At 58.8% G+C, this 12,071-nt stretch carries 14 protein-coding genes; 11 read left to right on the top strand and 3 right to left on the bottom strand.

All coding sequences use genetic code 11. The features are described 5' to 3' along the window. Positions 1-9 precede the first annotated feature (9 nt). From CGERO_RS00505 to CGERO_RS00540, 8 genes are all read left to right on the top strand, one after another. The gene (locus CGERO_RS00505; RefSeq protein ID WP_123932771.1) at positions 10-993 is read left to right on the top strand and encodes an LCP family protein; all 984 of its coding nucleotides are present in this window, start codon (positions 10-12) and stop codon (positions 991-993) included. A 25-nt stretch (positions 994-1,018) separates the two neighbouring features. Continuing rightward, a complete protein-coding gene (merB, locus tag CGERO_RS00510; RefSeq protein WP_123932773.1) occupies positions 1,019-1,582 on the top strand; it encodes an organomercurial lyase in 564 nt (187 codons plus the stop codon). Between the two features lie 78 nt (positions 1,583-1,660). Then, complete coding sequence (locus tag CGERO_RS00515; RefSeq protein WP_123932775.1) at positions 1,661-2,698, top strand: hypothetical protein; 1,038 nt, start codon at positions 1,661-1,663, stop codon at positions 2,696-2,698. Between the two features lie 54 nt (positions 2,699-2,752). Further along, positions 2,753-3,355: a DNA-3-methyladenine glycosylase I gene (locus CGERO_RS00520; protein ID WP_123932777.1), complete on the top strand. Its 603-nt coding sequence runs from the start codon at positions 2,753-2,755 to the stop codon at positions 3,353-3,355. Next, complete coding sequence (locus CGERO_RS00525; RefSeq protein ID WP_123932779.1) at positions 3,355-4,071, top strand: SDR family oxidoreductase; 717 nt, start codon at positions 3,355-3,357, stop codon at positions 4,069-4,071. The genes CGERO_RS00520 and CGERO_RS00525 overlap by 1 nt, the downstream gene beginning before the upstream one ends. Positions 4,072-4,089: 18 nt before the next feature. After that, positions 4,090-4,380: an RNA-binding S4 domain-containing protein gene (locus tag CGERO_RS00530; protein ID WP_123932781.1), complete on the top strand. Its 291-nt coding sequence runs from the start codon at positions 4,090-4,092 to the stop codon at positions 4,378-4,380. Continuing rightward, on the top strand, positions 4,380-5,180 hold the full coding sequence (locus tag CGERO_RS00535) for a VOC family protein (RefSeq protein WP_123932783.1): 801 nt from the start codon (positions 4,380-4,382) through the stop codon (positions 5,178-5,180). The genes CGERO_RS00530 and CGERO_RS00535 overlap by 1 nt, the downstream gene beginning before the upstream one ends. Continuing rightward, on the top strand, positions 5,170-5,493 hold the full coding sequence (locus CGERO_RS00540; RefSeq protein ID WP_123932785.1) for an MGMT family protein: 324 nt from the start codon (positions 5,170-5,172) through the stop codon (positions 5,491-5,493). Before CGERO_RS00535 ends, CGERO_RS00540 begins: the two co-directional genes overlap by 11 nt. Here the strand turns inward: CGERO_RS00540 and CGERO_RS00545 are convergent. Both CGERO_RS00545 and CGERO_RS00550 read right to left on the bottom strand, forming a co-directional pair. Continuing rightward, positions 5,438-6,304, bottom strand: coding sequence for an alpha/beta hydrolase (locus tag CGERO_RS00545; RefSeq protein WP_123935802.1), 867 nt, complete (start codon positions 6,302-6,304; stop codon positions 5,438-5,440). The genes CGERO_RS00540 and CGERO_RS00545 overlap by 56 nt on opposite strands. 6 nt (positions 6,305-6,310) lie before the next feature. Beyond that, complete coding sequence (locus CGERO_RS00550; protein WP_123932787.1) at positions 6,311-8,251, bottom strand: M13 family metallopeptidase; 1,941 nt, start codon at positions 8,249-8,251, stop codon at positions 6,311-6,313. 44 nt (positions 8,252-8,295) lie between these two features. On the opposite strand from CGERO_RS00550, the gene CGERO_RS00555 reads away from it, so the two are divergent. The 3 genes from CGERO_RS00555 (at position 8,296) to CGERO_RS00565 (ending at position 10,695) form a co-directional block, all read left to right on the top strand. Then, positions 8,296-8,850, top strand: coding sequence for a hypothetical protein (locus CGERO_RS00555; RefSeq protein ID WP_123932789.1), 555 nt, complete (start codon positions 8,296-8,298; stop codon positions 8,848-8,850). Beyond that, on the top strand, positions 8,847-9,740 hold the full coding sequence (locus CGERO_RS00560; RefSeq protein WP_123932791.1) for a PrsW family intramembrane metalloprotease: 894 nt from the start codon (positions 8,847-8,849) through the stop codon (positions 9,738-9,740). Before CGERO_RS00555 ends, CGERO_RS00560 begins: the two co-directional genes overlap by 4 nt. 85 nt (positions 9,741-9,825) lie before the next feature. Continuing rightward, positions 9,826-10,695 carry an ABC transporter substrate-binding protein gene (locus tag CGERO_RS00565; RefSeq protein WP_123935804.1) on the top strand — a complete coding sequence of 290 codons (870 nt, stop codon included), beginning with the start codon at positions 9,826-9,828 and terminating at the stop codon, positions 10,693-10,695. Here the strand turns inward: CGERO_RS00565 and CGERO_RS00570 are convergent. Next, a complete protein-coding gene (locus CGERO_RS00570; protein WP_123932793.1) occupies positions 10,692-11,954 on the bottom strand; it encodes an HNH endonuclease signature motif containing protein in 1,263 nt (420 codons plus the stop codon). The genes CGERO_RS00565 and CGERO_RS00570 overlap by 4 nt on opposite strands. Between the last annotated feature and the right edge of the window lie 117 nt (positions 11,955-12,071).

Below are 12,071 nucleotides of genomic sequence, written 5' to 3' on the forward strand. Positions count from 1 at the left end.
ATCCGCCCTATGTCGAAAACTCTCCGTCGGGTGTTATTCAGTCTGCTGGCTCTGTTTCTTGTGTTGGGAGTGGCGTCAGTTGCAGGGTTTTTCTGGGTAACCTCCGGCATCGGGATTACCAAAGCAAATCCCGATGCTGACCAGCGCGACGAAGCTGTTTATCTTGTGATGATCCGTGACACCCGCGCGGGTGGCAACGCTGAGCTGTTGAAATCAGGCGATGCGTCGGCGTCGGATGTTGGGCGCACGGATGCGATGGTGCTGGCGCGCGTTTTACCTGATGAAAGCATTGATTTGGTATCGATCCCGCGCGATACGGTGGTAGACATACCGGCTTGCGAGCGCTCGGATGGTTCCAAGTCTGAGCCGGCGCACACCAAGATCAACGCCGCCTACGCCTATGGTGCCAGCGCTGTTGTTAACGAGTCTGCCTCAGAAGCGGGCATGCAGTGTGCTTCTCGAACTGTCTCAATGATGACGGGATTGACCTTGGGCGGCTCGATCGTCCTGGATTCTAAGGGCGTCGAGGGGGTCGTCGATAAGCTTGGTGGCGTCAAACTCTGCGCCACTGCTGAGCAGGCGGCCGCTATTCCCGGCATGCCTGAGGGCTGCAATGTGGTGGATGGGCAGACAGCCTTTGACTTCTCCCGTGCCCGCGATGGCGTGGATGATGGCTCTGACCTGGCGCGTATTGAGCGTCAGCAACAGCTTTTGCAAGCGGTGGCAACCGAGTTGCGCGGGCTGTCAATTCCCGGTGATGTGCCCACTTTGTTGTCGATGTCGCATGATTTGGGCAGTCACGTCACGGCAACAAAGGGCGTGATTTCCTTGGGGAATGCGTCGATGGTGCTGTCTACGTTGAAGAAGGGCAAGATCCAAACCGAAACTGTTCCTGTGAATCTCACGGCGGATGGCAACAATGTGGTGGTGTCTGAATCGGCGAAGGCGTGGTGGCGCGCGCTGGCAGAGGGTGCGCCGCTGCCCACTAAATGATAACCATTTGCAGTAGTGTGGGGGTATGGACATCCTCGCTACGCGCATCCGCGATGCTTTGAATTTGAATGATCGGCAGTCGCGCCGGGCATTCTATGAACTGCTCAAGCGGCTTCGATCAGGTCCGGTTCCTCTTGCCGAACTCAACGTGCAGCAACGCTGGGTTGTGAACCGCGCGCAGGAAATTGAAAGTGACAAAACGCACGTTCAGGGGCTTCTGCTCACGCATAATGAAACACCGCACCACACGCGCTGGGGATATACATGGTGCGTTTTTGATGCGCTGCTCTGCGAGGCAGTATTCGGCGAAGCGTCCAATTTGCGTACTAGTTGCGTGGCCAGCGGCGACCCGGTGATCGTGAACGAAACGGCAGCTCAACGGGTATGGGTGAGTCTGCCCTGGCGCTTTGAGGAAGGCGTTGGGCTGAGGCAAAGTTTTTGTTGTAAGTCTCGTGCATATCTTCAATTGCCGGAAGCGGCACAGTTGCAAGAAGGGGTGTGCTTTGTGTCCCTGGCGGAGGCTCGAGAGATTGCTCGAAGGGTGGCAGATCTGCTGCTTCAAGGTGAAGCTGGGGGAATGGCCAGCTAGCGGCTAGTGCCATAGCTTCTAAAGATCTATGCTGTTGAAGGTTATCGGCAGTATTTTGAGGCGAAAGGGGCAGCGCGTTTGAATCGGCGTAACTCCAAAGATGAACGGGGCGGAACTGGCTCTTCTAACGGCTTGATGCGTGGAATGTATCAGCGGGTGGGCTTTGCCCTGGGTGAAGCCCCGAGCCCTAAACATGTTGCGCTGGTGGTGTTTGCAGCGGTATCGATGTTGCTTGGGTACGCAGTTCTCATCGGCTTCCCACTCATCTATGGAAAAACCGGACTTCTGCCCGCCTTCCTCTTTGGCGCGATGTTCATTTTGCCCTCGGGCTGGTGGTTTTGGCACATGAACCGCCGAAATCGCATGGCGATGGATCCAGGCACCTACGCCCAAGCAGTGGATCGCAAGTGGCGATTCGTGCTTCCCACCGCCGCGCTGGCCTTCATTGCTGGGTGTTTTACGCTCACCGGGTTGGAGCGTCTCGGCCCAGTAGATCCGCCCCAGGCGCTGGGCAAAATCGATAGTACATCTGACTCCGGAAAGCCAAAGAAAACGGACAGCTCCAAGTCTAAAGGGGAGACGCCCACCCCGAGCTTTGCCCTTCAGTCTGCTAAACCGAGTGCTGATACGGGCGTGTTCAACGTCCCCGAACGTGCCCGGACCTCGCAGCCTTCGATTCCGATTCTCCAAAACAATGCAAGCCCAAGCGCGAAGAGCCCCGCGCCCACATTTGAGCCGCCCAGAACTGAGCCGACGGAAGCTCCGCGCCCAACGCAGCCCCCGGCAAATGGCGGCAGCGATGCTCAGCCGGCCCAACCAACACAACCGACGCAATCGCCAGCTCCGGAGAATCCAACCACTTCCAACCCGCCGACGACAACCAATCCCGACCCCACCCAGCAGCCTGATCCAACGCCGGAAAATGGGGCGGACTCAGGTTCGCCCACGAATGAAGCCACTACTCAAGCCGACCCTTCGGATAACGTGACGCAGGGCGCTGCCTCGCAGGCAGTTTCCACCACGAGTGTTGCCGAAGAAAGCGGCCCGGCAATCCAGGCGTCTACAGCATCGGCTACTGAAGCCGCTGAAAGCGCCGAAGACGCCGAGGCGAACTAGTACGTTTTCGCACTTCAGCCACCAAATCGGGGGTCATGTTGTAGCGTTCGAGTCATGAACGATCAACACATTGCTCCAGACCTTATCCGTGGCGATGATGGCCGTCTGCGCCCCGCCTGGGCTTCCGAGGACGCCCAGTTGCGCCATTACTATGACCACGAGTGGGGCCGCCCCATCACCAGCGAATCGGGCATGCTTGAGCGCCTGATTCTGGAGGGTTTCCAGGCAGGCCTGAGCTGGAAAACTATTTTGCAAAAGCGCCAAGCTTTTCGACGTCACCTAGCGCACTTCAACCCCGACGAACTCGCCACGTTCGGCGAGGAGCAGGTAGAAGCACTCCTGGAGTGCAAGGACATCATTCGTAATCCGCAGAAGATCCGCGCTGCCATCACGAACGCCCGCGCCACTATTGCCCTGCGCGAACATGGTGGTTTAGTGGCGCTGATCGAGTCCTTCCGCCCCTTAGAGCATCAACGTCCGCCAACGGTAGCGGCAACGCCTTCGAGCTCCCCGGAGTCAAAGGCAATGGCCAAGGCGCTCAAAGCTGAAGGCTTCACCTTCGTGGGGCCGACCACCTGCTATGCCCTCATGCAAGCCACAGGACTTGTAGACGATCGCCCCCTGGGGGCATCTGGATTGCTGGAGGATGCGCAATAATGAGCTGCATGAATCAACGCACAGCAGTAGTGACGGGCGCATCCTCGGGTATTGGTGAAGCCACTGCGCGCGCCTTGGCAGCCGATGGATGGCGTGTGATCCTCGGTGCGCGCCGGCTTGAACGCATGGAGGCCATCGCCCAAGAAATCGGGGGTGAGGCCATTGCCTTAGATGTGACTGATCAAGCCAGTGTGGATGCCTTTGCCACTCAGGTGCAGCGCTGTGATCTTCTAGTCAATAATGCCGGAGGCGCTATCGGCTTGAACCCCATCGCCCAGGCCAACGTAGAGGAATGGCAGTGGATGTATGAAGTCAATGTGTTGGGCACGCTGCGCGTGACCAAGGCGTTGCTTCCCGCTCTTGAAGCGAGTGCCGGGCACATCATCAATATGAGTTCGATCGCGGGCATTGCTCCCTACGCCGGTGGTGCTGGGTACAACGCGGCCAAGTTCGGCGTTTCGGCGATCACGAAGGTGATGCGCATTGAGCTGGCGGAATCGCAGCTTCGCATCACGGAGATCAACCCCGGTCGTGTGGCCACCGATTTTTCCCTGGTGCGTTTCCGTGGTGATGAAGCGCAGGCTAACGCGGTGTATGCGGACAAGCTCAACCTCAGCGCCGTGGATATTGCTGAGGCGGTGCGCTGGACGGCGTCGATGCCCAAACACATGAATATCGACCGCATGGTAATCACCCCGCAAGATCAAGTGATCTGACCCGATACAATGACCCTCATGCAAGCAGCAGAAGTCAGCATCCGCGATGAATCGATCAAACTCGGCCAATTCATCAAGCTCGCCAGCTTGGTCGAAACCGGCGGCGCGGCAAAAGAGGCGATTGCTCAAGGCGAGGTCACCGTCAACGGTGAAGTAGATAGCCGTCGCGGCAAAACGCTGCGCGATGGCGACGTGGTCTGCGTGGGTGAGCTCTGCGCCCGCGTAGTCACCGGCCAAGAAGAAGATGACTACTTTGATGAAGCCACCGCCAACGACGACTTCGACCCCGAAGTGTGGAGGAACATGTAATGCCAGCGTTTCAAGCCGAACCCGGGATGCCCTACTGGATTGACCTCACCACGAGCGATATCCGCAAATCCACATACTTCTACTCTGAGCTGCTGGGCTGGGAAATTGAAGAGCTCGACAACGGCTACCGCCTCGCACGCCTTCAGGGATTGCCGGTAGCAGGATTCGTTCCGGCCCCAGAAGACACTCAACAGCCCGACACCTGGATCACCTACTTCCTCAGCGATGACATCGACGCCACTTGCAAGGAAGTAACGAAGCTCGGTGGGCGAGTACTCGCCGAGGCGCAAGCAGTGCGCTTGGGCACCATGGCGCTCTGCGTGGATTCCGCCGGCGCTCTGCTCGGCATCATCCAACCCGCTGGCGAAGATAGCTTCATTGCCGCAGGCGAACCCGGCACCCCCGTGTGGCATGAACTCACCTGCACCACCCGCTATGAGGAGGCTGTGGCGTTCTACCGCGGCCTCTTTGACTGGGTGACGGCGGCGATGGATGAAATGGAATACACCACGGCGCTTGTCGACGGCGCAGCCTTCGCCGGTATCTTCAACGCCAAGGGCCACTTCCCACCCCAGGTGCCCAGCTTCTGGCAAAGCTACCTGGGTGTGGCCTCCATCGACGAGGCCGTATCCAAGGTGCCAGAACTCGGCGGCGAAGTCATCCGTGAGCCTTGGGATTCCCCCTTCGGCCGCATGGCCATCATCGCCGACAGTACCGGAGCCACCTGCACCCTGTGTGAGGTTGATGAGCCCGTAGAAGAACCACGCGAATCCGACCCCCTCGAAGGCATTGAGCTCTAGCCAGCCATTCGAGCTCAGCGACACCGAAGAAGCGGTGCTCCAAGCAGTCGACGCCATCCCGGCTGGGCAAGTGCGCAGCTATGGAGAGATCGCCGAGCAAGTGGGCTGCGACCCTCGCTGGGTGGGCGCCATCATGGCTCGCCTTGGCGCGGGCACCAATTGGTGGCGAGTAGTGCGCGCCGACGGCACCTCAGCCGTGGCCGAGCGGGCGCGCACGCACTGGAACGCGGAAGCGATTCCCAATGACGGTCGGCGTGTCAGCCCAAAAATTTTGCGACGTCGCGCACACGCTCCCGAGCCACCGCTGGAGTAGACAAGCGATGTTCCGAAACGTATTCGCGCACCTCTGCCTGCTGCTCAGCCCACTGGTAGCGCCCGGCGATCGCGTCCTGGGAAGCCACCTGGATCAGCGTTGAGCCCGCCGCCAACTGTTTCGGGAACTTAACCTCTTGGCGAACATCCCCCGGCAGCATCGAAAGATCCAGGTGAGGGAAAGTCAGCGCCAAGCGGTCAAAAGGCACCTCCGACAACACAGCTAGCGCACCACCGGAAGAATATCCCCACCCCACGAGCGATGATGGCTCCTGCTCACGTTTGATCCATTCGGCAGCCTTACGCACCGAAGCGATCACATCCGGCAGTGAGTATTCGGGGACCAGGGGATAATCCAAGTCCAGGAATGTCACACCGGAAAGGTTCGCCACCGCAGCAACCTCAGGGCGCCAAGCGTTTTCCAGTGCAACGCCTGAACCTTTCCACCAACCACCGGGGTGCAGGGAGATGCCCCATGCCCCGCTGGGCTGTTCCGGGCGGATGATCGTTCCACCCACCTCCGGCACATCGGTGGTATCCACGCCCCGAGCAAAGGCAACGCCGGGAGTGGAGTGATCCACCGCCGCACCCAACATGATCATCGCGGCGTGGGTGCTGCGATCCGCCAAACGTGCATCGTAGGTGTCGGCGTCGGCGGGGTCACTGGGATTCTCGGACCACGGCGGGTTCTTCTCCGGCTGCTCATAGTGGGCATATATGTAGGAGGAGAGTTGGGCGAGTTGCTCCTCCGCGCTGAGCTCCCGCTCATGCCCACCTACCTGCCACTCCTGACGCATTTGCTGCTCGTCCATCATCGCCTACCAGATCGTGACGCGCTGATTGGGGTCGATCCACATCTTGGATCCCTCTTCTACATCGAAAGCCTCGTAGAGCTCGCCGATGTTGCCAGCGATGACATTGCAGCGGAACTCAGCAGGGGAGTGGGGATCCACTGCGAGGTATTGCTGCGCCAGCTCGGCGCGAATCTTCGAACGCCACACTCGTGCCCACGCCATAAAGAGGCGCTGAAGGCCACTGAACTCTTTGCCTTCCAGGGAGGGATCGCCGTCGCGGACGTCGAAAAGCAGCTTAGGTGCGGAGTCGAAGTCCAGCCCCTGGTCTTCTAGATATTTGCGGTACGCCACCACGGCGATACCGAGACCGCCGAGGTCGCCGATGTTTTCGCCCAAGGTGAAGCGGCCATTCACGCCCGTGGTCTCAATGCCTGATTCTTCGAGCACGCTGGGCACGAGGCCATTGAACTGCTCGACGAGTTTCGCCGTGAGGTCATTGAAAGCCTCCCAATCCTCATTCGTCCACCAGGAATTGAGATTGCCGTCGCCGTCGTACTGGCTGCCTTGATCGTCGAAACCGTGCCCAATTTCGTGGCCGATCACCGCACCAATGGCACCGAACTTCTCCGCCGCATCATCCTCAGGCGCGTAGAAGGGCGGGCGCAGAATCGCCGCAGGGAACGTGATGTCATTGACCACGGGATTGTAGAAAGCGTTTACCGTCTGCGGAGTCGTCACCCACTCCGAACGATCAACAGGCTTGCCGATCTTGCCCAGCTCATAGTCATGATTGAACGCCGCACCAGCGCGCACATTGGCCAGCAGATCTTCGCCCTTCGAAGAAAACTCCAGGCCCTCAAAACTGCGCCACTGATCCGGATACCCGATCTTCGCCTGGAACTTCTCCAACTTCTCTAAAGCCTTCTGGCGAGTAATCGGCGTCATCCACTCCAACTGGCCAATGCGCTCCCGGTACGCGGCGATCAAGTAATCCACCAAACGCACCATCTCATCCTTCGAAGAAGGCGGGAAATGCTCAGCCACGAACAACTGGCCGAGCTCCTCGCCAACCATCGACTCGACAAGCTGCAAACCGCGCTTCCACCGATCACGCTGCTGCGTCGCACCCGAAAGCCTCTTGCCATAAAACTCGAAATCAGCCCTCGACACCTCAGGCGCCAACGCGCCCGCGCGTGCATGCAACACATGCCAATACACCCACGCCCGCCACTGGCCCAAACGCTCCTCAACCAGCAACGACTCCAAATGCTCCACAAACGAAGGCATCATCACATTCACACGGAAATCCGGTAAACCCGCCGCCCGCAACAACGCCTGAACACGCGCCGGAAGCTGCCCCAACTCACGCGGATTATACGTCTTCACCGCATCACGAGACTCCACAACATCCCAATGACCAGCAGCGATATCCTTTTCAAGCTTGACGACGTCCCCCGCCATCGCCTCAGCCGACACCCCCTCAGGCAGCGACAACAACCCCAACATCCTCGCCACATGACGCTCATACTCAGCCAACAACTCCGCATGCGCAGGATCCCGGTAATACGCCTCATCCGGCAAACCAAGACCACTTTGCATCACCCAAGCAATCGCTTCCTCGGCGCCAGCATCCTTCGCCACAAAACACCCAAGCGGCGAACCAACACCCACCCGATCCAAACGACCAAGCACCCCAAGCAACTCATCAACCGAGCCAAACTCCAACAAATCCCCATCAAGCGCCCCCAAACCACCGCGCTCAACCCCATCAACATCCATAAACGAAGCAAACAAACACCCCGCCCGCGAAGCCTCATCCGACTCCACCAACGCCCTCACATCATCCTCAGCACGATCCCGCAACGCATAAAACGTGCCATCCACACCCCGATCCTCCGGAATCACATGCGACTCCAACCACGGACCATTCACCAAACCAAACAAATCACTCAAAACAACAGTCATACGCACCACAATAGCGGTGAAAACAGAACCGGTATCTTAAAAGCATGGCGTACTACCAGTTCAGGCCGGCCGTGCCCAAAAGAATCTGGGCCCTCACTCTCTTTCTTCTAGCTATATGTCTAGGAGGGCCGGTCATCGCAGCCAAACTCGTGCCCGTCATCGACACCAAACCAACCCCGGTTTTGCTCGGCAGTGAAGAAGAAGGATGGTCCATTCAGCTTCACGACGCCACCGGTGCGCCAGTGAAATGCCTGCAAACGGTCGGTGATGTCGTCGAAAAGCAATGGGATTGCGACGGAACAACCATCTCAACGATGCTCTACACCGGAAGCGAAGACCAAAACAACACCTTCCAGCGATACCTACGGCTCAAAGCGCTCCAACCAAGCGACGTCCAACACCGCGGCCACCTCCGCGCCGCCCACAACGACACCGACGCCGGAGCCGTCAGCCTCGCCCGCACCATCAACGACACCGAATACACCCTCTGCGTCTACCTCCAAGGCAACAACTTCCAACCCCTCTACACCACCGTCCTCGAACAACTCAGCGCCGACGTCGCTGAACAGCCCCAAAAGGAAGCACAAACCGCAGCATGAAAAACCCAACCAACACCATAAAGCTCACCCCAATCCACATCGCACTCGGGATGCTACTGGGGGTTGGGTTGCTGATTTCGGGGTTGAGCGTGGTCGGCAACCTCATGGTCTCAACGCCCGCCACTCTTCTAGGTATATGTCTAGGAGGGGGATATCTTGTGGTGTTCTGGGCAATCTTCCGCTTCAGTGGCCTCTGGCCCCATGCCGCCCACTGGTGGTGGTTTGGTGCGTGCGTGTTGTGGGGTGGTGGTGTTGCTTTTGGTTTGGTGATGCTTTCGGGTGATGCGTGGATGACGCTGACTGACAATCTCGGTTGGGAGGCGGTGAGTGCGAGTTTTGCTGGGGCTTGGCCTGAGGAGTTGTCGAAGGCATTTGGTGTGCTGCTGATTTTGTTGGCAACCCCTGCGTGCTCGCGACCGTGGCATGGCTTCGTTACTGGTGGTCTGGTGGGGCTCGGTTTCGAGGTTCTGGAGAACATTCTGTACGGCGGCGTTGGGGCTCTGCTGGATCCCAATAGTGATTTGGTTGGCGCTTTACAGATGTGGTCGCTTCGAACCGTGGCTGGTTTCGGTTTGCACGTTTTCCTCACCGCGATTGCAGGTTTCGGCATTGGTGTGGCGCTGTATGCCTATCGAATGGACACCGTCCAGCGCGTCCAGGCGACCCTGGCGTCGGTGAGTTGGTCGTTCGTTTTGCACTTCTGCTGGAATATTCAGTGGTCTCGTCCCTGGATGCAGGTGGTGTGCATGCTCGTGGCCGCCACTTTCCTGTATGGCACTGCTGCCGCCATTTGGTGGTGGTCCCGCCGCGCCATCAAGAGCGGCGCCGACACGGTGAGTGTGGTGGAACCGAGCGTTCGGTTCGCGGATCTGCAGCCGCCCCGTACCTAAAATGTGGGTACGGTAGTCCCCATCTTCTCGATATATACCTAGGAGGTGTGGTGTGAAAGCTTTTCGACGCCACCGTTTCGCCCCAATGCTGCTTCTGATCCCTATCCTCGCCTCGTGCGGCTCGGTGGACAGTGTGGCTGGTGTGGCTGGTGCTGATCGACCTGTGATTGTTGGTTCCCAGGCTTATTACTCGAACGAGATCGTTGCGGAGATCTATGCGCAGGCACTTGAGCGTTCTGGGTACGAGGTTGACCGGCAGTTTCAAATTGGGCAGCGTGAGGTGTACATGCAGGAGATCGAGTCGGGTGCCCTCGATGTGATGCCTGAGTACACCGGGCCGATGCTGCAGTATTGGAACCCAGAGACTTCCGCTCGCAAACCAGAGGAGGTTTTGTCAGGCTTGCGTGAGGCTGCGCCGAAGAATTTGGTGGTGTTAGATCCAGCGGAGGCTTCTGATCAGGACTCCTACGTGGTCACAAAGGAGTTTGCGGAGAAATACGACGTTAAAACCATTGCTGATTTGGCGAAAGTCCCTGGTGATTTGGTCTTAGGTGCCAACTCCGAGGCAGAAAACCGACCTAATGGCCCGAGGGGGCTCGAGCAAACCTATGGAATCGACGTTGGTTTCACCCCAATTGAAGATTCCGGCGGTCCTTTAACGGTGAAATCACTGAAGGATGGCGATATCCAGTTAGCCATCATGTATACCGCGGATCCAGCAATTGCCGAGAACGATCTGGTGAGTCTTGAGGACCCCAAAGGCCAGTTTGTCTCCTCAAATGTTGTGCCGCTCGCCTTTCTAGATATATCTCTAGGAGAAGCAGATGTGGTGCAACGAGCCAACGCTTTGCTCACCACCCCAATCCTCATGGATCTCAACCGCCGTTCGGTGGTGGAACAGTTGCCGGCGTCGGTGATTGCTTCGGATTTTTTGGATTCGGTGGGTGAGTTTTAGGGGGTTCGGGCGCGTTGGAGGTGTTGGTTCATCTGTTGGCGTGCTGATTTTTTGCTGAGGTTGCGTTTGTTGGTTGTGGCTTGTTCGGGTGGGGCGCCGGGTGTTTGGTGGGCGGCTTGGCCGGTGTGGGGATGTCGGATGTAGCGGCCGTTGTTGTGGCGTGTTGGGTTGTCGTCGTTTTGGCGGTTGTGGGTGGCGCAGCAGGCGATGAGGTTTTGGAGGGTGGTTTCGCCGCCGTCGGCCCAGGCTTGGATGTGGTGCATGTGGCAGTTGGTGGCGCGTCGGTGGCAGGTGGGGTCGGCGCAGAGTTGTTGGTCGGCGCTGATCATGAGGCGTTGGGCGGGGCTGGCGAAGCGTGGGTTGCGTTTGATGAGGGCGCCGCCGACGGGTTCGGTGTGGGGTTTCCCTTCGGCGTTTTCGGCGTAGATCATGATGTAGCCGTATTCTTCGGCGATGCGTCCGCAGAGTTCGCTGTAGTGGATGGTGGCGCCGTCGGTGGTGGCGAGCATCCCGTCGCCGAGGTTGCGCATGCCGATGGCGGGGATGACCACCATGGGGTGTCGGAGGATGTGTTCGATCTTTTTGGGGTGCGCGCCGCGGCGGTTGCTGGCCCAGTTGGTGGTGGCGAATACGGCCCGTTTGAGCGCTTCGGCCATGGCTTGGGTGTGGGTGAGGTCGCAGGCAGGGTCGTCGATAAGCAAATTGGCGGCTTGGCGCAGAGCGTGCTCGATGGCGGCGGCATCGGCATCGGGGTAGGCGGCGTGGACGTGGCGTAAACCGAGGGCGTCGGGGGTGGCGGACACGCGCAACGCCTGCTGCGACGGATCCTCCCTGAGCTGGGCGTTTAAGGCGCGGACGTGGGACGTCGCAAAGTCCTTAGCCTCCGAAACCGTCAAACCGCGCGAAGCTTCATAAATCTCCAACCTCAGCTTATCGACGCTCACCGCGCCCCTATTCCGCAACGCCCGCACCGAAGAATTCACCGCCAACAACAACTCCAAACCCAACCCCGCCTCACGCGCCACCTGAACCGCCGCCGCCCGCACCTCCGGCTCCACACACCGCGGCCCAAACAAATCAAACGACAACGCCAACAACCCCCGCGCCCGCGACAACGGCACACCCAACTCCACCGACAACCACTCAGCCGCCCGCCGCCGACCCTTCCGCGCCACCAAGTCCTCAACCTGCTCAAACACCCAACGCGCCACCACAACACCCTGAGAACAAAACACCGAAAACGCCTGTGCAACATCCATAAGCCAGACGCTAAGAGGCGCGACGATAATGAAGCAATGAATTGTGGGAAAAAGATCGCGGGGGCCGAGTTTCTGTGGATAACTCGGCCCCCTGTGGACAACATCTTCTAGATATAT

The sequence above is a fragment of the Corynebacterium gerontici genome, assembly GCF_003813985.1.
GTDB classification, from domain to species: domain Bacteria; phylum Actinomycetota; class Actinomycetes; order Mycobacteriales; family Mycobacteriaceae; genus Corynebacterium; species Corynebacterium gerontici.

What these genes read in the sequence shown, in the direction of transcription:
- CGERO_RS00505 (WP_123932771.1), top strand. Translation starts at nt 10, where the DNA reads ATGTCGAAAACTCTCCGTCGGGTGTTATTCAGTCTGCTGGCTCTGTTT.
- merB (WP_123932773.1), top strand. Translation starts at nt 1,019, where the DNA reads ATGGACATCCTCGCTACGCGCATCCGCGATGCTTTGAATTTGAATGAT.
- CGERO_RS00520 (WP_123932777.1), top strand. Translation starts at nt 2,753, where the DNA reads ATGAACGATCAACACATTGCTCCAGACCTTATCCGTGGCGATGATGGC.
- CGERO_RS00525 (WP_123932779.1), top strand. Translation starts at nt 3,355, where the DNA reads ATGAGCTGCATGAATCAACGCACAGCAGTAGTGACGGGCGCATCCTCG.
- CGERO_RS00530 (WP_123932781.1), top strand. Translation starts at nt 4,090, where the DNA reads ATGCAAGCAGCAGAAGTCAGCATCCGCGATGAATCGATCAAACTCGGC.
- CGERO_RS00535 (WP_123932783.1), top strand. Translation starts at nt 4,380, where the DNA reads ATGCCAGCGTTTCAAGCCGAACCCGGGATGCCCTACTGGATTGACCTC.
- CGERO_RS00545 (WP_123935802.1), bottom strand. Translation starts at nt 6,304, where the DNA reads ATGGACGAGCAGCAAATGCGTCAGGAGTGGCAGGTAGGTGGGCATGAG.
- CGERO_RS00550 (WP_123932787.1), bottom strand. Translation starts at nt 8,251, where the DNA reads ATGACTGTTGTTTTGAGTGATTTGTTTGGTTTGGTGAATGGTCCGTGG.
- CGERO_RS00555 (WP_123932789.1), top strand. Translation starts at nt 8,296, where the DNA reads ATGGCGTACTACCAGTTCAGGCCGGCCGTGCCCAAAAGAATCTGGGCC.
- CGERO_RS00560 (WP_123932791.1), top strand. Translation starts at nt 8,847, where the DNA reads ATGAAAAACCCAACCAACACCATAAAGCTCACCCCAATCCACATCGCA.
- CGERO_RS00565 (WP_123935804.1), top strand. Translation starts at nt 9,826, where the DNA reads ATGCTGCTTCTGATCCCTATCCTCGCCTCGTGCGGCTCGGTGGACAGT.
- CGERO_RS00570 (WP_123932793.1), bottom strand. Translation starts at nt 11,954, where the DNA reads ATGGATGTTGCACAGGCGTTTTCGGTGTTTTGTTCTCAGGGTGTTGTG.